The following is a 19,589-nucleotide window of genomic DNA, read 5'->3' as shown; positions in this document are numbered from 1 at the left end:
GCCGCCCCGTCAGGAAGGCATCAGGCAGCACACCCAGATTGATCCCAGCAGATGAAAAAAGGAGACCCTGCAATGAAAAAGACCCTGACCGCCATAACCCTGATTGCCCTGCTTCCCGCAGGGGCTGCTCTGGCGAGCGACGACGACTGCTCGGTGCCCCGTGACCAGTGGCAATCAAAAGATGCCGTGATGAACCACGCCGAAGCGAATGGCTGGACCGTGCGCGAGATCGAGGTCGATGACGGCTGCTATGAAGTCGACGCGCGCGACCGCGACGGGCGCAAGATCGAGGTCAAGCTGGATCCCGCCACCCTTGCTGTCGTCGAAATGGAATATGACGACGATGATGATGGTCGCGGCGCCGCCGGCAACGCGGCCCCAGCAGGCAGTGTCGCTCCGCCTAAGAACGGGCTGTTCGGCGATGGTGCAGCGCCCAAGGTCAATTCCAACTGACAGCCACTCGGCCTGTCGGGAACCTCCCGACGGGCCGAATAACCCGATGATAACTATATATTCAAATACAGAGGTTCCGCAGATGAAATCCGTTCTTGCAACGCTCGCGCTGACCACGGCGCTGACGGCTCCCGGTCTTGCCTTGGCGCGGCCCGTCACGCTGACCACCCAGCTCAACAATTATGGCGGCGACGGCGCCTACCTTGCGCTTTACGTCACGGACGCGTCCGGCGCCTATGTGGGCAGCCTGTGGATGGCTGGTGGCAAATCGAAATACTACGAGCATCTGACCGACTGGTATCGCGCCACGGGTGGCGATGTGGCCGAGATCAACGGCATCACGGGCGCCAGCGTCGGCGCTGGCCGCTCGCTGGAAATCACGCTTGATCTGGCCGACGCGCTGTTCGACGCGGGCTATACGCTGCATATCGATGCCGCGGCCGAAGACATGCGCGACAGTCCGAACGAGATCGCAGTGCCGCTGACGACAAGCGGCGCAGGCGAGCCGGTCACCGGGCGCCGCTACATCGCCAACTTCAGTTACGACATGTAAGGAGCCAGGGCCATGATCCGCGCACTTCACCGCTGGCCGGGTCTTTTGGCCTTGGCCCTCATCACCCTCCTTGCGCTTAGCGGCGCCGCGCTGTCGGTATTCCCTGCCACCGAGCGTCTGTCGGTCCCGCAAGCGGAGGCGGGCCTGACGGTTGCCACGCTTGCCGAGCGGATTCGGATCGCCTATCCGGGCGTTGAGCAGATCCGGCGCGCCCCCTCGGGACGGATCACCGCCTATTGGTTCGATCTGGGCGCGCCCGGCGCGGCCGTGATTGACCCCGCCACGGGGCACGGCGTTGCCTCTGCCGATCCGAGCCAGACGCAACGATGGCTGACCAAGCTGCACCGCTCGCTTTTCCTGGGCGACCGCGGCCGCATAGCAATGGCGGCGGGCGCCGCGGCCATGCTGGTGCTGTCGGTCTCGGGCATCTTTCTGGTGGCGCGGCGTGCAGGCGGCCTGCGGCGCTGGTTCGCGCCATTGCGTGGACCACTGGCCGGACGGCTGCATGTCGAAATTGCGCGGATCGCGGTTTTTGGGCTTATGCTTTCATCGCTGACGGCGCTTTGGATGACAGCCTCCACCTTTGACCTTCTGCCGGACGGCGGCGCTGCCCCGGCCTTTCCGTCCGAGCTCAGCGGCACGGTGGGCGCAAAGCTAAGCAATATGGCGATGCTTGGCGACATCCCGGTCGATGAGCTGCGCGAGCTGAGTTTTCCCTATCCCGGCGATGCGGCGGATGTCTTCACCCTCAAGACGGATTTTGGCACCGGGTACCTCGATCAGGGAACCGGCGCCGTTCTTGCCTGGACCGATCTGACCGCGTGGGAGCGTGTCTCGGAGACCATCTACATGCTGCACACCGGACAGGGCGCGGCAACGCTGGCGCTGGTGCTTGGGATCATGGCGCTGGGCGTGCCCGTCATGGGGGTCACCGGCGTTTTGCTCTGGCTTGCCCGGCGGCGCGGACGACCCCGTATTCGTGACAACAAATCCGCCGGAGCGGCCGAAACGATCCTGCTCGTCGGTAGCGAAGGCGGCAGCACCTGGGGCTTTGCCGAGACGCTGCACAAGGCGCTGACGGATAAGGGGCAAGCCGTTCACACCGCCCCGATGTCCGGCTTTGATCCGGCGCGTTACACGCGGGCCGAACGGATCATCGTGCTGGCAGCGACATATGGCGATGGCGACGCACCGGCCTCGGCCAAGGGATTTCTGGGCCGGCTGGAGGCGCTGGATCACGCGCCCGGCATCCCGCTGGTCGTGCTTGGCTTTGGCGACCGCAGCTACCCGGCCTTTTGCGGCTTTGCACAGGTGGTCGCGGCGACCGCAGAGGCAAAAGGCTGGCCCTGCCTCATCCCGCTTGGCACGATTGACCGTCAGTCCGCGCAGGAGTTCGCGCGCTGGGGCCATGCCCTGGGGGCGGCACTGGGAATTGAGCTGGAGCTTGAACATCACCCGGCCCTCCCAAGAACACAGCGTTTGACACTGATATCGCGGCGCGACTACGGCAGCGATGTGCAGGCCCCGGCAGCCATCCTGCGTTTCGCCCTGCCCGATATGCCCCTGTGGCAACGCGTGACAGGGCGCGGGTTCGCGCGGTTTCAGCCCGGCGACCTGATCGGCGTCCTGCCTCGGGGGTCTACCGTGCCGCGGCTATACTCGCTGGCCTCCGGGCATCGCGATGGCTTCATCGAGATCGTGGTCAAGAAACATGTAGGCGGCCTGTGTTCGGGTCAACTCATGGCGTTGAAGCCGGGCGATGGTATTCGCGCGTTTTTGAGGTCCAACTCGCGGTTCTGGCCCGATCTCGGCCATGCGCCGCTGATCCTGGTCGGCGCTGGCACGGGGATCGGTCCCTTGGCGGGGTTCATTCGCGCCAATGCGCAGCACCGACCTGTCCATCTCTTTTTCGGAATGCGCCAACCTGACAGCGATTTCTTCTATGGCGACGATCTTGCAGCCTGGCAGGGCGAGGGGCGGCTGACACGCGTGGTCACGGCCACCTCCCGCGGCGCACGGCCCCGCTATGTGCAAGACGCGTTGCGCGGTGACACCGCTGAGGTTGCCCTGCTGATCCGGGACGGCGCGCGTATCATGGTTTGCGGCGGGCGCGGCATGGCGTCCGGCGTGCGCGATACGCTGGCCGATATTCTGGAGCCGGCGGGGCTGAGTCCGGCCATACTGAAGGCAGAGGGGCGATATGTCGAAGATGTCTACTGATCCGGTGCGCCACGCCCTGAGCGGCGCGACCATGGGCACGCGTTGGTCGGCGCTCTTTCACGCGCCGGGCGATGTCGACCCCGCGCGTGTTCATGCCGCTTTGCAGGCGGCGGTGAATGAGGTCGATGCCCAGATGTCCACCTGGATGCCCGGCAGCGATCTGATGCGCCTGAATGCCTCAACGGTGGGCCAGTGGCTGCCCGTGCCTGCCGGGCTTCTCGATGTGCTGCGCCTGGGGGTCGAGATCGGGCGCGCCTCGGGCGGCGCTTTCGACATCGGAATGGGCGATGCCGTGACCGCTTGGGGGTTCGGACCCGGGGCCGCCAACCCCGAGCATATCCAAGCCGCCATGAGCGCCCGACGCGCGCCCGCGTATGACGTGCTGGAGATCGATGATGCCGCACAATGCGTTCGCAAGGCCGCGCCCATCGCGCTGGATCTGAACGGGATCGCAAAGGGCTATGGTGTGGATCAACTGGCCAGGACGTTGACGCGGCTCGGCATTGACGCCGGTCTTGTCGGCATCGACGGCGAGATGCGCGCGCTTGGCCTTCGGCCGGACGGGCAGCCCTGGGCGGTGGCGGTGGAGGCACCCGATCCCGATCGCCGCACGCCCCACTCGGTTCTGGCGTTGCAGGATGCTGCCGTGGCGACCTCGGGCGATTATCGCCACCGGGTTACGGTGCAGGGGCGCCATTTGTCGCATACCATGGACCCGCGCAGGGGCGCGCCAGCGCTGTCGTCACCCGCATCGGTGACCGTCGTTGCGCGCAGCTGTGCCGAAGCGGATGCCTGGGCGACCGCGCTCATGGTGCTTGGCGCCGAAGCCGGGGCGACCCTCGTCCGAGAGCAGGGCCTCGACGCGCTCATTTTGCTGCGCGATGCGGACGTGGGGCTCAGGGCGGTGAAATTCGGTCCTCTGTTCACCAGTGCTCCGGCGAGCATGGCTGTCGCCAAGATGGGTTGAGCGGTGTGGAGCCCTTCGCAGGAAACCGGCGCTGATGCTGTTTGCCCTCGCCCGCCACTAGTTCGGGCTGGCGCGTTCCAGTCAGCCAGCGGGATTGGCCCAGCGCTCTTTTAAACCTGTATCACGATTGGCCATTTCCGCGCCCATGTCGCGGTGGCTGTGCCGTGTCCTCGCAGCCCCCTAAGATCGCTGTTTCAAGTTTGCGCGCCACGCGCTCGGCCCGGATCATCAGATAGCGCGCCGCCTCAGGCGTTGGCGCGGTTTCATCGAGCGTGGCGCGAAAGAGCGCGAGCCAGCGGTCGAAATCCTCTCTCCGGACGCCGCGGAGATGACGATGCGCTTCGATCAGGTCACCGGTATAATCACCCGTTTCCAGCGCAACGCTTTTCCAGAATGAGATCATTCGGTCCACCTGCCGCGCCCTGTGCTCGGGGTCTTCGACCGCATAGAACCGGCTGAACCGCCTGTCCGCACGAACCCGCGCGACAAAGAAATGCACCATCCGTGTCAGATAGGCCTCGTCGATGCCGAGGATCTCGGCCGTCTGGCGTCGCTGTGCGCGCGCCCGCTCGGAGCGGGCCTTTCCGATGTTGAATGGGTCACTCATATCGCGCCCCCCTCGAGATTGGATGCGCCTCGCCTCACGTGCAGACCACCCGTTCAGATCAGGATCGCCTCCCTAGGTCCTTCCTCCCGGCGGGAATGTCTGGCGCTCATTCGGCCAGCTTTACGAAACGGTCCGTCGCATAGAGCGCATGGCAGGCTGTGCATGCCTCGATCATCTGGCCGAATTTCTGATGCTGGGCCGCGCGGTCGCCATCGCGCGCGGCTTGCGCCAGATCCGCCGAGAGCGCGTGAAAGGCGCGGTCCCGCGTCACGAATTCCTCGGGTACTCCCGCCATCAGATCCTTCTTGTCCTCGGGCGTCATGGATTGCTGCAAGATGAAGCTGTCATGGATCTGCTGCGCCACATCCGCGACCTCGGCATCCTCTCCGGCGATGAGGTGCGAGAGGATCTGTTGACTGGCTTCCTCGATCGACTGCATTTCCTTGCGCAGCAGATCACGCAGTTTCGGAGTAAGCTCTGGCGAGACCGGCTGGACCTCCTGGGCCGATGCATCAAATCCACTCAACAGAACTAGGCCCGCCGCCAATGAGCATAGAGCGAGCCGTATCCGCCCGGTTCTGACTGTAGCGATCGTCATTAGCTTTCTCCTTCGTCGTCAGTGTCGGGATCTCGGACAGCGTCACGCCTCATCGCCCGCGGGGCTGTTCGTTGTGCCATAGCCATCGGATCGGGCTAGCCAAGATCGGAGGCGACATCAGAATCATCTCTCTCGAAAAATAGTAATTGAATACTATCTAAAATCAAGTGATAACCCCGAACGTAGCGGGGATTGCCCCCGCGCCGAAGCTGGACGTCATGCTGCCGGGTATGCGAGCGATCGTCGCCGTTCTCCCGCTTTCCTTGATGGTCCCGGCGACGCGGTGGCTTGCAGGAACAGTCTGACAAACGGAGGCAACCCCATGAACACACCCCGGCAGAAGAACCTGCCCGCCGAGGAGCGGCGCAACGTCACCGTCGAGGCGGTCATCGACCTGGCCGGCAGGACAAATCCAGATTCCATCACGACTGCGGCCATCGCCAAACACATGAACCTGACGCAGGGTGCGCTGTTCCGGCACTTCCCGAACAAGGAAGCGATCTGGCAGGCGGTCATGAAATGGGTGTCCGAACGCCTTATGGCGCGCATCGAAAAAGCGTCCGAGGGGATCGAGTCACCGCTTGAGACGATGCGGGCGATGTTCTTGGCGCATGTGGCCTTCGTCTCCGAGCATCCCGGCGCGCCGCGGATGATGTTCGGGGAGTTGCAGGGTGCCAAGGCAACGCCTGCCAAGCGCCTCGCGCGGGCAATGCTGCAGCAATATGCGGCCCGCCTCAAAGGCCTTGTCGAGGCCGGAAAGGCGCGCGGCGAAATGCGGTCCGATCTGGATGGCGAGGCTGCGGCGACGCTGTTCATCGGGACGATCCAGGGCCTCGCGATGCAATCGCTGATCGCGGACGACATGGGGCACATGGTCAAGGACGCGCCCCGCGTCTTTGAGATCTACCGCCGCGGCATTGCGACAGGTCCGACCAGCGGCGAAGGAGAATAGCCATGTCACGGCGTGTATCCATCTTGCTGGTTCTGGCCGTCCTAGGCTATGCGCTGTGGAAGGTTTTCCTGGCCCCCAGCGACCTGCCTCCAGAGGGCTTTGCGCGCGGAAACGGAAGGGTGGAAGCCGATCTTGTGGACGTGTCGCCCCGCCTCTCGGGACGGGTTGCGCGGATCGCCGTGCAGGAGGGCGATCTGGTCGCAAAGGGCGATATCCTGGCCGTCATGGACACCACCGAACTTGAGGCGCAGCGGATGCGCGCGCAGGCTGCCGTGGCCAGCGCCGAGGCCGCAGCAGCGGTGGCCAAGGCCGGCGTCACCAAGGCCAGCGCCAGTCTTGCATTGGCGCAAAGCGAGTTGGCCCGCGCGGAGACCTTGAGCGAACGCGAGGTGATCGCACGCGAGAACCTCGATATCCGCAGGACCGAAGCACAGGTGGCCGAAGCCAGTCTTGTGGCCGCCAAGGCAGAGGCGCGCGCGAAAGAAAGGACCATCGACGCCGAAACTGCCAGCCTGCGCGAGATCGAGGCCCGCATCGCCGACAGCACGCTCTACGCGTCGCAGCCTGGCCGCGTGCTTTATCGCCTGGCCCAGCCCGGAGAAGTCCTTGGCAGCGGCGGCAAGGTTCTGACGCTGGTCAGTCTGGACAATGTTTATATGGAGTTCTTCCTGCCAGCCGGCGCCGCGCCGCGGCTGCGCATGGGCGACGAGGCCCGTATCGTGGTCGATGTCAGGCCAGATGCCGCCATTCCCGCGATCGTCAGCTTCGTCGCTCCGCAAGCGCAATTCAGCCCGAAACAAGTGGAAACCGCGGCCGAGCGCGAGAGCCTGATGTTCCGCGTTCGTGTGCGTGTCCCGCAGGAAATGGTCGAGGCGCGTCTGGCCCAGGTGAAGACCGGCGTGCGCGGTGTGGCTTGGGTGCGGCTGGTGGGCCCGGATGGCAGCGTGCCGGACTGGCCCGAAGGGCTCACGCCGCCGATTATCAAATCCCTGCCTTCGTCGAGCAGCAACGAGGGCAGATCCACCGAGACGGCCCAATGATTGCCACCGGCGGGGCGCGCGACCCTGTCGCCAGCATGAATGCCGTCACCCATCGCTACGGCAAGGTCACCGCCCTTGAGGACATCACGCTTGTCATCCCCGCCGGGCGCATGGTCGGATTGATCGGGCCGGACGGCGTTGGCAAATCGACGCTGATGGGGCTGGTCTCCGGGGCCAAGCAAGTGCAGGCAGGCAGCATCCAGACGCTGGGGGGCGACATGACCCGCGCCCGCCACCGTGCCGATATCGGGCGGCGCATCGCGTTCATGCCGCAGGGGCTGGGCAAGAACCTCTACCATGATCTGAGCATCCGCGAGAACCTGGAATTCTTCGGCAAGCTCTTTGGTCAGGGCCGCGCCGAGCGTGCGGCGCGGATCGAAAGGCTGACACGGGCCACCGGCCTTGCTTCCTTCCTCGACCGTCCGGCAGGCAAGCTGTCGGGCGGGATGAAGCAGAAACTCGGGCTCTGCGCGGCGCTGATCCACGACCCGGACTTCCTGCTGCTGGATGAGCCGACGACCGGGGTCGATCCGCTGTCGCGGCGCCAGTTCTGGGATCTGATCGACGCGATCCGAAAGGACCGGCCCGAAATGAGCGTTCTGGTCTCGACCGCGTACATGGAAGAGGCCGAGCGCTTTGAGCATCTCATCGCCATGAACGAAGGGCGCGTTCTGGCCGAGGCCAGCCCTGCCGATCTGATGGCGCAGACAGGGGCGGATACGGTGGGCGGCGCCTACGTGGCTCTATTGGGAGGAGAGATCGCCGATCGGGAAACCGCGTTGCATGGCCCGCCCCCAGCGGTCGTTGCCGATACGCCCCCAGCGATCAAGGCAAGCGGCCTGACGAAACGGTTTGGTGATTTCACCGCCGTGGATTCGGTCAGCTTTGAGATCGGACGCGGCGAGATTTTCGGTTTTCTCGGCTCCAACGGATGCGGCAAGACCACGACGATGAAAATGCTGACGGGGCTGACCCCTGCGACGAAGGGCGAGGCCTGGATATTCGGCCAGCCGGTGGATGCACAAAAGCTCGATGCGCGCCGCCGCGTCGGCTTCATGTCGCAATCCTTTTCGCTTTACGGCGAATTGACGGTGCGTGAGAACCTGTTGCTGCACGCGCGCCTTTTTCATCTGGGCGGCGATCTGACCGCCAGGCGCATGGACGAGCTGGTGCCGCGCTTCGGGCTGGAGCCCTACCTTGACCAGGGTGCGGCTTCGCTGCCGCTGGGGGTGCGCCAACGCCTGTCGCTGGCGGTTGCCGTGATCCACGCCCCCGACATCCTGATCCTGGACGAGCCGACCTCGGGTGTCGATCCGCAGGCGCGCGATGCCTTTTGGCACATGCTGACAGACCTGGCCCGACGCGAGCATGTGACGATCTTCATTTCCACACATTTCATGGATGAGGGGATGCGCTGCGACCGGATTTCTCTGATGCATGCCGGCAAGGTTCTTGTGACCGGCGCACCGCAGGACATCATCGCCGCGCGCGGCATGAAGACGCTCGAGGATGCCTTCATTGCCCACATGATGGATGCAATGCCGCCCGAGGCGCCCGAGGGCGAGACGAAGCTGTCCGCCACCGAGCCTCCCCGACCCTCCACCGATGCGCCACGCTTCAGCCTGCGGCGCCTACTGGCATACACCGCCCGCGAGGCTATGCAGGTGCGGCGCGATCCCGTGCGATTGGCGTTTTCCTTTGTCGGCAGCGCGATCCTTCTGCTGATCATGTCCTTCGGCATTTCGCAGGAGGTGCGGGAAATTCCCTTCGCTGCCTTCGATCTTGACCGAAGCCCCGAGAGCCGCGCCTATCTTTCGGGATTCGAGAGTTCCGAGTGGTTCCTTGAACGGCCCGCCATCGACAGCATCGATGAGCTCGACCAGCGCATGGCCAGCGGGGAACTCTCCCTGACCCTGCAGATCCCGCCGGGTTTCGGCACCTCCGTGCGGCGCGGCGAGGTGGCCGAAATCTCGGCGCTGATCGATGGCACCGATACCACCCGCGCCGGAACCATCGAAAGCTATGTCGAAGGCGCGCATGGCCACGTATTGGCCCAGGACGCGCAATACACGCTGGCATTGACCGATCTGTTCGCCGCACGCACGCCGGATCAGGTGGCCCCGGTGCAACTGACGCCGCGGTTTCTCTACAATCCCGCGATGGAAAGTCTGCCAGCAATCGGGCCCTCGATCCCGCCGCTGCTGCTGCTGCTCTTCCCGGCGATCCTGATGGCGGTCAGTGTTGCGCGCGAGAAGGAGATCGGCACGATCACCAATTTCTATGTCACCCCCACCGGCCGCGCCGAATTCCTGATCGGCAAGCAGCTGGTTTATATCGCCATCACGTTGCTGAATTTCATCATCCTCACGGTGCTGGTCGTCACCGTTCTGGACGTGCCACTGAAGGGCAGCCCGGCAGCCTTGGTTCTGGGCGCGGTGCTCTATGCCGTGGCGGCCACCGGCTATGGCCTGTTGGTGTCGATGATGGCCCGCACGCAGGTCACCGCGGTCTTTGCCGCCGCGATCCTGTCGGTGATGCCGACACTGCAATTCTCGGGCATGATCACGCCGGTCTCGTCGCTGGAAGGGCCCGCGCGGATCGTCGGTACGCTTTGGCCGACGACGTGGTACATGGGACTGAGCGTCGGCACCTTCACCAAGGGGCTGGGTTTCGCTGATCTCTCGGGCCACCTGTTGCGCCTGTCCATGTTCGGCCCGGTCCTGACGGCCTTGGCGGTTCTCGCCCTGCGCAAGCAGGAGCGATAGGGATGCGGCAGCTTGGCAACATCTTCTGGCTGGCGGGAAAGGAACTGAAAAGCGTTCTGGGGGATCCGGTCATGGTGATCCTGATCCTGTGGTCCTTCATCGTCGCGGTGATGCTTGAGGCCAGCGGCGCGGGCGATACCGTCTACAACGCGGCCATCGCCATTCTGGACGAAGATGGCTCCATGCTCACCCGGCAGATCGCGGATGCGCTGGGGCCGCCTTGGTTTCAGCCGCCCGTGAAGATCGGGCCGGATCAGGTAGAGCTCGAGATGGACGCAGGCCGCATCATGTTCGTGCTCGCCTTCCCGCCCGGCTTTGAGGCCGACGTGATCGCGGGCCTCGCGCCGACCGCCCAGCTTGAGGTGGATGCGACGGCCGTCTCGCAGGCGCAGCTTGGCACGGATTACATCAGCAATATCCTGACCTCGGAGACCCGCGCCTTTCTGGTGGGAAATCCTGACGCGCCCGACCCAGCGCTGCGGCTGGAACTGCGCCGGGCCTTCAATCCAAATGGGGATCCAGTCTGGTTCAAGTCGGTGTCTTCACTTTTGAACCAGTTATCGCTTCTGACGATCGCGCTGACCGGGGCCGCGATGCTGCGCGAGCGCGAGCAGGGCACGATCGAGCATCTGATGGTCATGCCGCTGACCCCGCTCGAAATCGCACTGTCCAAGGTGCTGGCCAATATCGTCGTGGTGCTGGCGGCCTTTACCCTGTCGCTGCTTTTCGTCGTGCAGGGGGTGTTGGAGGTGCCCATTACCGGATCGCTGCCGCTGCTATTGGTCGGAACGGCAGTCTACCTCGCCGCTGCCGCCGCCATCGGAATGTTCCTGGGCACGATGGCCCGCAGCATGGCGCAATTCGCCCTCCTTGTGATCATGGTCATCATTCCCATGATCATGCTGTCTGGCGGCATGGGCGCCGTCGAGAGCCAGCCGGACATCGTTCGGCGCCTGACAATGGCATTGCCGTCACGGCATTTTCTGGCCTTTGCCAAGGCGGTGGTCTTTCGCGGCGCGGGGCTGGAGACGGTCTGGGTTCAGCTGATCCTCATGGGCGCTCTGGGGCTTGGATTCTTCGCCACCAGCCTGCTCCTTTTCCGCCGCTCGATGAACCTCTCGGGATAAGCTGCGCGGCATGCCCGCCCTCATCCAGAAACCGTCGTCGATATTTAGGCCCGGATGCGCGTTCGCGATCGACAAGGCCGATGGAGGTGGGAGCCGTCACTGCAATGCTCTCTCTGATCGCTTTGGCTTAGGCCCGCCGGATCACATTTCAAGAGGTTGCTGCGCGCGCCGTAACACAACAGGATGAGGGTCTGCAGGCGAGGCGTCTTTTCTAGGTATGACCGGGCAAGGCGGCCCTGAAACCTGATTGAAAGGAGACGATCATGGGCGTTTTGATTGACGGCGAATGGCACGACACATGGTACGATACCGAAAGCAGCGGTGGTCGCTTTGAGCGGAGCGAAACCGAGTGGCGCAACTGGATCACTGCCGATGGGGCGCCGGGGCCGTCGGGCGATGGCGCCTTCGGCGCTGAGAGCGGTCGCTATCACCTCTATGTCAGCTATGCCTGCCCGTGGGCGCATCGCACCCTGATCTTTCGCGCCATCAAGGACCTTGCGCCGCATATCGGTGTTTCAGTGGTTCATCCCGACATGCTGTCGGAAGGGTGGGAGTTCAGGACAGACTTTCCGGGGGCCACCGGGGACGCCCTCCATGATGCCCGCTTCCTGCGTGACCTCTATCTGCGGGCCGATCCTAATGCATCGGGCCGGGTCACGGTGCCGGTTCTTTGGGACAAGAGGCGCGGGACCATCGTCTCGAACGAAAGCGCCGAGATCATTCGGATGTTCAATTCAGCCTTCGACGCGCTGACCGGAAACCATGACGATTATTATCCCGCGGCCCTGCGCCCACGGATCGAAGAGATCAACACACGGGTCTATGACACCGTGAACAACGGCGTCTACAAGGCCGGCTTTGCGACATCGCAGGAGGCGTATGACGAAGCCGTCGACGCGCTTTTCGCCAGTCTGGACTGGCTGGAAGGCATACTGGGCCAGTCCCGCTACCTGACCGGCGATAGCCGAACCGAAGCCGACTGGCGGCTCTTTACCACGATGGTGCGCTTCGATCCGGTCTATCACACGCATTTCAAATGCAACCGCGCCTGGCTGCGCGAGTATCCAAACCTGTGGGGCTGGACACGCGAGCTCTATCAATCGCCGGGTGTCGCCGAGACGGTGCATTTCGATCATATCGTGCGGCACTATCACTACAGCCACGACACGATAAATCCGCATCGCATCATTCCCATCAATCCGGTGATCGACTGGACAGAGCCACATGGCAGGGCGTGATTGATCTTTCGCCAATCTGGAACTCTGGCCGGGCCTCCTGCGTTGCGGGTACTAAAAGGGAGAAAGATATGACATTTAACTTCAAGAAATTCGCACTCGCCAGCGCAGTTGGCCTTGGCATGGCATCAGGCGCAATGGCGCAGGATACCGTGCGTGTGGCGACCGACCCCAGCTTTGTTCCGTTCGAAATGATGGACAAGGAAACCGGCGAGATGACCGGCTTTGACATGGATATTATCCGCGAGATCGGCAAGCGCGCCGGGTTCACGCCGGATATCAACACGATGGATTTCAACGGCATTATCCCCGCCCTGCAGACCGGCAACGTGGATATCGCGATTGCCGGCATGACCATCACCGAAGAGCGCAAGGATATCGTCGATTTCTCCGACCCCTATTATGACAGCGGCCTGCAGATTCTCGTCGGCAGCGATCAGGAGGGCGTGAAGGAAATCGGCGATCTGGAGGGCATGACCATCGGCACCAAGATCGGCTCGACCAGCTATGACTTCCTGACCGAGCAGTTCGGCGATACTGCAACAGTAACGCCCTATCCCGGCTCGGCCGACATGTATATGGCCCTCGTCGGCGGTAGCGTCGATGCGGTGTTCTACGATGCGCCGAATGTAGGCTACTTCTCGCAGACCCGTGGCGAAGGCCGCGTCAAGGTTGTGGGCCCCCTCTATGAAGGTCAGCAATACGGCATCGCCTTTCCGAAAGGCAGTGACCGTGTGGGCGCCGTGAACGAGGCGCTGGCCGCCATGAAGGAAGACGGCACCTATGACGATATCCATGCCAAGTGGTTCGGCAAGAGCGAGCAATAATCTCTTCACGCCTTTCATGCGCCACGCATGACGACACAGCCGCATTTGCGCGGCCCTGCCTCCCCGAGGGTGCACCTTCGGGGAGGTTTTGGTACAAATAACCATTTCCCCCAGCGGAGCCTGATCTGTGGATTCAACATTTCAATTCGACTGGCAGGCGGCCTTCGCCTCCATTCCCTACCTGCTCAAAGGTGTTCCCTACACGCTGCTGATCTCGTTCGGCGGCCTCGCCATCGGGTTCGTCATCGGCATCATCTTTGGCCTCATGCGCATCAGCCCCACCGCGTGGCTGCGCGTGCCGGCGATCACCTATATCGAGGTGTTCCGCGGCACGCCGGTTCTGGTGCAGGTGCTGTTCATCTTCTATGGCCTGCCGCAGCTACTGGGTGGGCCGATCGACGCGCTGACGGCCGGTATCGCCGCCATTGCGGTCAACTCCGGCGCCTACATCTCGGAGGTCGTGCGCGGCGGCGTCCAGTCCATCGAGCGCGGCCAGCGCGAGGCCGGCGTGTCGCTGGGCCTGACGCGGTTCCAGACCTTCCGCTACATCATCTGGCCACAGGGCTTTCGCCGCATGATCCCGGCACTGGGCAACCAGGCCATCATCAGCATCAAGGACACGTCCCTCTTCGCCGTCATCGGCGTGGGCGAGTTGGTGCGCCAGGGACAGATCTACATCGCCACCACGTTCAACGCGCTTGAGGTCTATCTCATGGTCGCGCTGATGTATCTGGCGATCACGCTGACGCTGTCGGTGTGTCTGCGCATGCTTGAACGCAAGGGGCTGGTTGGACAATGAGCAAGGAAAACATGAACAACGACACGTCCAAACCCATCGTCAAGATGGACAAGCTGAACAAGCATTTCGGCACCCTGCACGTCTTGAAGGACGTGGATCTGCATGTCACGCCCGGCGAGGTCGTGGTGATCATCGGCGCCAGCGGCTCGGGCAAGTCGACGCTGATCCGCTGCATCAACGGGCTGGAGGAATTCCAGTCGGGCAGTCTCGATGTCGACGGCAAGGAGCTCTTGCCGCATGGCAAGGCGACGAAGGCGCTACAGACGATCCGCACCGAGGTTGGAATGGTGTTCCAGCAGTTCAACCTTTTCCCGCATATGACGGTGCTGGACAACGTGACGCTCGCCCCGATGAAGGTGCGCGGCGCCAGCCGGGAGGAGGCGGAGAAGACCGCCCGCCGTTTGCTGGAGCGTGTCGGCATTTCCGATCAGGCCGACAAGCACCCGTCGCAGCTCTCTGGCGGCCAGCAACAGCGCGTGGCCCTTGCCCGCGCTCTGGCGATGGAGCCGCGGCTGATGTTGTTCGACGAGCCGACATCGGCGCTCGACCCCGAGATGATCGGCGAGGTTCTGGACGCCATGCGCGAGCTGGCCCGCGAGGGCATGACCATGGTGATCGTCACGCATGAGATGACCTTCGCCCGCGAGGTCGCCGACCGCGTGGTCTATATCCATAGCGGCGAGATCGTCGAGGAGGGCACGCCCAAGGAGGTCTTTGACAACCCGCAGAATGAGCGGACGCAAAGCTTCCTCGCGCGGGTGCTGACGCACTAGACCGTTCCCCCCGGGGCTGCTCCTTGACGGAGGGGCCCCGGTGTCATCTGCTTTCATCGCGATGCTGAGCGGTGCGACAGGACTACAAGTCAAAGGAGGCTCGCAGGAAGTGGTCCGGCGCGTCCTCCCCAACACGCCTGTCTGTGCCACAGCGCCTAACGCTACGTGCGCGTCATTTCCCACGCCGCCAAGGATGCGCGCCGACGCCTCAGCCTGCAAAGAAATCAGCGGCAAAGCGGCGGAATGCATCTGTCACCGCATTTGTCTGAAGCCGTCTGGATCTGACCAGCGCGATGCGATGGGACACCAGATCGCCCGAAAGGGGCATCCGGACGACGGCGCGGCCATCATAGGCTGTTCCATGCGGGATATCCGTGGCCATCAGCCCGACGCCCATGTCGTTCGCCACCATTGATCGCAACATCTCGACCGATCCGGTTTCATAGGCGATCTGCGGCGTCACGCCATGCATCTGGGCCAGGGTCAGAAAATAGCCGCGGCTTTGCGGCAGGCTCATCAGGATCAGCGGATCCTGAAGCAATTCCGCCAGCGTCACGGCGCTGCGCCCAGCCAGGCGATGGTCGCCCGGCAGCAGCCCGTAGGGCCGCACATTGGCAAGCGGCATGACCTGCCAAGTAGAGGGCAAGCCGAAATCATAGGTCAGGGCAACATCGATCTGGCCGCCCTCCAGCCAGTTCGACAGCGTCTCGATATCTCCCTCATGCAGGCGGATCTGCGTGCCCGGATGGGCGCGTTCGAACTGGCGCACCAGGGCCGGAGCGTATCTGGGCCCCAGCGTGGAAAAGACACCCAGATCCATTGCCTCATGCGCGGACTCGCCTGCCACGAGAACCCGCTCTGCCCGCGCACGCAGCTGCCTGAACTCGCCCAGTTTCAGGCGCCCGAAGGCGGTCGGCAGCACGCCTTGGCCCGCCGCGCGCGCAAAGAGCGGGCGGCCCAGATGCGCCTCCACCTTGGCGATCGCGAGCGACACGGAAGGTTGCGAGACGCTGAGCAGGCGCGCGGCGGCGGCTGTGCTGCCGGTATCGGCCGTGGCGATCACATAGTCGATCTGGCGCATGGTGATGGCTATAGGTTTCATTCATACCTGTATTTTAAAACTGTATTTCTAACTATAGCCGGGGCGCTCGTATCTTCCAGTCAGTTTCATGGGAGATGCATCATGCCGACCGGCACCACAGATCATTCCGCCAAACCGCTTGCCGGTACACGCGTCCTCGATTTCACCCGCGTCCTGGCGGGGCCCTATTGCACCGCGATGATGGCCGACCTTGGCGCGGAGGTCATCAAGGTCGAGACCGCGCAGGGTGACGATTACCGCCATATCGGCCCCTTTCAGGAGGGCGAGAGCCTGCTCTTTCAAACCGTGAACCGTGGCAAGCGATCCATCGTTCTGGACCTCAAATCGGCCGAGGGCATCGCCACCGTTCGGGCGCTTTTGCGCGACACAGACGTTCTGGTCGAGAATTTCCGCCCCGGCGTGATGGACAAGCTGGGCCTTGGCGCCGCTGCGCTGATGGCCGAGTATCCGGCGCTGGTCTATGTGTCGGTCTCTGGCTTCGGGCAGACCGGGCCGAATGCAGCCAAGCCCGCCTATGACATCATCATCCAGGCGATGAGCGGCCTCATGGACGCCACGGGCGAGCCGGATGGCCAGCCGACCATGGTGGGCGAGGCGCTTGCCGATGTGGCCGGCGGGCTCTTTGCCGCCTGGGGCGCCATGGTTGCCCTTTTCGACCGCGGCCGCACCGGCAAGGGGCGGCATGTGGATGTGGGCCTTTTCGATGCACTGACCTCGATGATGCCGGTTCTGGCCTGCCGCACTCTCATGGGCGGCGAGGCCCCGACACGCACCGGCAACCGCCATCCGCTGTCGGCGCCCTTCGGCACCTACCGCGCCGTCGATGGCCATTTTGCCGTCGCAGTCCTCAATGACCGGCTCTTCGCGGCCTTTTGCGAGGTGATCGGCGCGCCGGATCTGGCCACTGACGAGCGGTTTTGCAGCGACACGCTCCGCCGTGCAAACGAGCCTGCGCTGGCCGCACATATCGAGGCATGGGCGGGCCTTCATCCGGCGTCGGAGATCGTGCGGCAGCTGTCGAATGCGGGGATTCCGGCGGCGGAAATCCAGTCCGTCGCCGAGGCATGGACGTCGCAGCAGGCGCTGGATCGCGGTCTGGCCTCGGACGTGGATCACCCGCTGCTGGGCCGCCTGCGCGTGCCCGAGCAGCCCGTTCATTTCAGCGGCGCCATACGCGCCGGGCGTAAACCCGCGCCCGCCCTGAACGCGGACGCGGCGGATATCCTCGCCTCGATTGCCACAGGGGACATCGCATGATCTACCCCATGTCCGAAGATGAACGCGCCGTCATCGACCAGATCGACCGCTTTGCCGCCGAGGTGCTCGCGCCCGAGGCCGCAAGGCTCGACGAGGAGGCGCTCTTTGCCACCCGGCACCTGCCCGCCATGGCAGAAATGGGCCTTTTGGGGATGAACCTGCCCGAAGAATATGGCGGCATCGGCCTGTCCGGCCCTGCCCTTTATGCGGCGGTCGAGACGATTGCCGGCGCCTGCGGGTCCACCGCATCGATGCTGACGGCGCATTTCCTGGCGACCGACTCGCTGCTGCTGGGCGCGGACGAGGCGATGCGCGCGCGCGTTTTGCCTGATGCGGCGGCAGGCAAAACATTGGGCGCCTTCGCCTTGACCGAGCCGCAAGCAGGCTCGAACCCCGCCGATATGTCCACATTTGCCGTGCGCGAGGGGAATGGCTACCGGATCAAGGGCTCCAAATGCTTCATTTCGAACGCAGGGGCCGCCGATTTCATGGTAGTCTACGCCAAGACTGACAGGGGGGCCGGCGCGCGGGGCGTCAGTGCGTTCCTCGTCGAGCCGAAGAAAACGCAAGGCATCGACATCGCGCCGAACGAGCGGACGATGGGCCTGAAGGGCGGACATGTCTTCGGCCTCTCGCTGGATTGTCACGTGCCTTGCGAAAACCTCCTCGGCCCCGAGGGCAGCGGGTTCAAGACCGCGATGAAAGTGCTCGACAATGGCCGCATCGAAGTGGCCGCGCAGGCGACGGGCATCGCCGCCGCCGCCCAGAAGGCAGCGATTTCCTACGCCAAGGAACGCAAGGTGGGTGGGCACCCCATCGCGGATTTCCAAGGCCTGCAATGGATGCTGGCCGACAACGCGACCGAGCTCGCCGCCGCGCGCGCGCTTGCGATGCAGGCCGCGGTCAAGCGCGACTCGGGTGAGCGGTTTTCGACGGAATCGGCCTTTGCCAAACTCTACGCATCGGAGGCGGCGTGGCGCATCGCCGACCGCGCGCTGCAGATCCATGGCGGCTACGGCTATACCCGTGATTTCCCGCTCGAGCGCTACCTGCGCGACTTGCGCATTTTCCGCATCTACGAGGGATCGTCGGAAATTCAGCGCACGATCATCGCGCGGGGATTGCTGGCCTGACGATTATATGTCTAGATTAAAGACGAAGTCCGACACAGTTATAAAAACGGACCAGACCGCCAACCAACAAGGAGAGATCCATGCAAAGACGTAAGTTTCTTCAGGCCGGTGCAGTGGGCGCTGCCGCAACCGCGCTGGCAAGCCCGGCAATCGCGCAGGACAAGCGCCAGTGGAAAATGGTCACCGCATGGCCCAAAAACCTGCCCGGGCCGGGTGTGGCGGCGCAGAACCTGGCCGATCGCATCACCATGCTGTCCGGTGGCCGCATTGAGGTAAAGCTTTATGCCGCGGGCGAGCTGGTGCCGGGGCCGGGCGTTTTCGATGCGGTCAGCGAAGGCACGGCCGAGCTGTATCACGCCGTGCCCGCCTATTGGGGCTCCAAGTCCAAGGGCATCCTTTTGTTCGGCTCGCAGCCCTTCGGCCTGCGCGCGGACGAGCAATTCGGCTGGCTGGCGCATGGCGGGGGTCAGGCGCTCTATGACGAGATGTATGGCCGCTTCGGCATCAAGCCGTTCCTGTGCGGCAATTCCGGCCCGCAATGGGGCGGCTGGTTCCGCGAAGAGCTGAACTCGGCCGAGGACCTCAAAGGCATGAAGTTCCGCACGACGGGTCTGGCGTCTGAGATGATGACCAAGCTGGGCGTCGCCGCCGAAGCGATGAGCGGCCCGGCCATGTTCCAAGCGTTGCAGACCGGCGCGCTGGATGCGGGCGAATTCATCGGTCCCTGGACCGACTCGGCGCTGGGCTTCTACCAGGTCGCCAAGAATTACTACTGGCCCGGCGTGGGCGAGCCGTCATCGGCCGAGGAATGCGGCGTCAATGGCGCGGCCTATGACGAGTTGCCCGACGATCTGAAACAGGCGGTCGGTTTTGCCTGCGAGAGCCTCTACAACCCGGTCTGGACGGAATACACGACCAAGCACGCGCTGTCGCTGAAATCGCTGGTGGATGAGCAGGGCGTCATGGTCAAAATGTTCCCCGAGGACGTCCTCACCGCGATGGGCAACGCTGCCAAAGAAGTCATCGACGATCTGCGCCAGAACGACGATGAGCTGGTCAAGCGCATCACCGAGAGCTTTGTCAGCTATCGCGACAGCGTCGGCGGCTATATGACCTATGCCGATAACGGCCAGATGAACGCCCGCGCGGGCCTTTTCGGCTATTGATCCGGCTCCGGTGCG

18 protein-coding genes are annotated in these 19,589 nt (G+C 63.8%); 15 read left to right on the top strand and 3 right to left on the bottom strand.

What is annotated here, in order from left to right; all coding sequences use genetic code 11:
- The first annotated feature begins 72 nt into the window (after positions 1–72).
- The 4 genes from ACEWPL_RS13750 (at position 73) to ACEWPL_RS13735 (ending at position 4,193) form a co-directional block, all read left to right on the top strand.
- Positions 73–453, top strand: coding sequence for a PepSY domain-containing protein (locus ACEWPL_RS13750; protein ID WP_393934530.1), 381 nt, complete (start codon positions 73–75; stop codon positions 451–453).
- 82 nt (positions 454–535) lie between these two features.
- Complete coding sequence (locus ACEWPL_RS13745; RefSeq protein ID WP_393934531.1) at positions 536–1,006, top strand: DUF2271 domain-containing protein; 471 nt, start codon at positions 536–538, stop codon at positions 1,004–1,006.
- A 12-nt stretch (positions 1,007–1,018) separates the two neighbouring features.
- Complete coding sequence (locus ACEWPL_RS13740; protein WP_393934532.1) at positions 1,019–3,226, top strand: PepSY domain-containing protein; 2,208 nt, start codon at positions 1,019–1,021, stop codon at positions 3,224–3,226.
- A complete protein-coding gene (locus ACEWPL_RS13735) occupies positions 3,207–4,193 on the top strand; it encodes an FAD:protein FMN transferase (RefSeq protein WP_393934533.1) in 987 nt (328 codons plus the stop codon). The genes ACEWPL_RS13740 and ACEWPL_RS13735 overlap by 20 nt, the downstream gene beginning before the upstream one ends.
- Positions 4,194–4,314: 121 nt before the next feature.
- Here ACEWPL_RS13735 and ACEWPL_RS13730 read toward each other — a convergent pair whose 3' ends face one another.
- Together ACEWPL_RS13730 and ACEWPL_RS13725 are read right to left on the bottom strand one after the other, a co-directional pair.
- Positions 4,315–4,800 carry a group III truncated hemoglobin gene (locus ACEWPL_RS13730; protein ID WP_393934534.1) on the bottom strand — a complete coding sequence of 162 codons (486 nt, stop codon included), beginning with the start codon at positions 4,798–4,800 and terminating at the stop codon, positions 4,315–4,317.
- Positions 4,801–4,906: 106 nt separating this feature from the next.
- Positions 4,907–5,398 carry a cytochrome c gene (locus tag ACEWPL_RS13725; protein ID WP_393934535.1) on the bottom strand — a complete coding sequence of 164 codons (492 nt, stop codon included), beginning with the start codon at positions 5,396–5,398 and terminating at the stop codon, positions 4,907–4,909.
- Positions 5,399–5,720: 322 nt separating this feature from the next.
- On the opposite strand from ACEWPL_RS13725, the gene ACEWPL_RS13720 reads away from it, so the two are divergent.
- The 8 genes from ACEWPL_RS13720 (at position 5,721) to ACEWPL_RS13685 (ending at position 14,916) form a co-directional block, all read left to right on the top strand.
- Complete coding sequence (locus tag ACEWPL_RS13720) at positions 5,721–6,350, top strand: TetR/AcrR family transcriptional regulator (RefSeq protein ID WP_393934536.1); 630 nt, start codon at positions 5,721–5,723, stop codon at positions 6,348–6,350.
- Positions 6,351–6,352: 2 nt separating this feature from the next.
- Positions 6,353–7,390 carry an HlyD family secretion protein gene (locus ACEWPL_RS13715; protein ID WP_393934537.1) on the top strand — a complete coding sequence of 346 codons (1,038 nt, stop codon included), beginning with the start codon at positions 6,353–6,355 and terminating at the stop codon, positions 7,388–7,390.
- A complete protein-coding gene (gene rbbA / locus ACEWPL_RS13710) occupies positions 7,387–10,155 on the top strand; it encodes a ribosome-associated ATPase/putative transporter RbbA (protein ID WP_393934538.1) in 2,769 nt (922 codons plus the stop codon). The genes ACEWPL_RS13715 and rbbA overlap by 4 nt, the downstream gene beginning before the upstream one ends.
- 2 nt (positions 10,156–10,157) lie before the next feature.
- Positions 10,158–11,282, top strand: coding sequence for an ABC transporter permease (locus ACEWPL_RS13705; protein WP_393934539.1), 1,125 nt, complete (start codon positions 10,158–10,160; stop codon positions 11,280–11,282).
- A 263-nt stretch (positions 11,283–11,545) separates the two neighbouring features.
- Complete coding sequence (locus ACEWPL_RS13700) at positions 11,546–12,520, top strand: glutathione S-transferase family protein (RefSeq protein WP_393934540.1); 975 nt, start codon at positions 11,546–11,548, stop codon at positions 12,518–12,520.
- 68 nt (positions 12,521–12,588) lie between these two features.
- Positions 12,589–13,344 (top strand): transporter substrate-binding domain-containing protein, encoded by a 756-nt coding sequence (locus ACEWPL_RS13695; RefSeq protein WP_393934541.1) that lies wholly within the window; start codon positions 12,589–12,591, stop codon positions 13,342–13,344.
- Positions 13,345–13,471: 127 nt separating this feature from the next.
- A complete protein-coding gene (locus ACEWPL_RS13690; RefSeq protein ID WP_393934542.1) occupies positions 13,472–14,143 on the top strand; it encodes an amino acid ABC transporter permease in 672 nt (223 codons plus the stop codon).
- Positions 14,140–14,916, top strand: coding sequence for an amino acid ABC transporter ATP-binding protein (locus tag ACEWPL_RS13685; protein WP_393934543.1), 777 nt, complete (start codon positions 14,140–14,142; stop codon positions 14,914–14,916). Before ACEWPL_RS13690 ends, ACEWPL_RS13685 begins: the two co-directional genes overlap by 4 nt.
- 208 nt (positions 14,917–15,124) lie before the next feature.
- Here the strand turns inward: ACEWPL_RS13685 and ACEWPL_RS13680 are convergent, their stop codons facing one another.
- Positions 15,125–16,018 (bottom strand): LysR family transcriptional regulator, encoded by an 894-nt coding sequence (locus ACEWPL_RS13680; RefSeq protein ID WP_393934544.1) that lies wholly within the window; start codon positions 16,016–16,018, stop codon positions 15,125–15,127.
- A gap of 81 nt (positions 16,019–16,099) precedes the next feature.
- On the opposite strand from ACEWPL_RS13680, the gene ACEWPL_RS13675 reads away from it, so the two are divergent.
- From ACEWPL_RS13675 to ACEWPL_RS13665, 3 genes are all read left to right on the top strand, one after another.
- Complete coding sequence (locus ACEWPL_RS13675; RefSeq protein ID WP_393934545.1) at positions 16,100–17,275, top strand: CaiB/BaiF CoA transferase family protein; 1,176 nt, start codon at positions 16,100–16,102, stop codon at positions 17,273–17,275.
- Between the two features lie 8 nt (positions 17,276–17,283).
- Entirely contained in the window at positions 17,284–18,408 is a 1,125-nt protein-coding gene (locus ACEWPL_RS13670) for an acyl-CoA dehydrogenase family protein (RefSeq protein WP_393934546.1), read from the top strand.
- Positions 18,409–18,488: 80 nt separating this feature from the next.
- The gene (locus ACEWPL_RS13665) at positions 18,489–19,574 is read left to right on the top strand and encodes a TRAP transporter substrate-binding protein (RefSeq protein ID WP_393934547.1); all 1,086 of its coding nucleotides are present in this window, start codon (positions 18,489–18,491) and stop codon (positions 19,572–19,574) included.
- Positions 19,575–19,589: the final 15 nt, after the last annotated feature.

The sequence above is a fragment of the Roseovarius roseus genome (assembly GCF_043355935.2).
Classification (GTDB): domain Bacteria; phylum Pseudomonadota; class Alphaproteobacteria; order Rhodobacterales; family Rhodobacteraceae; genus Roseovarius; species Roseovarius roseus.
This window is presented reverse-complemented; position numbering and strand designations above follow the sequence as displayed.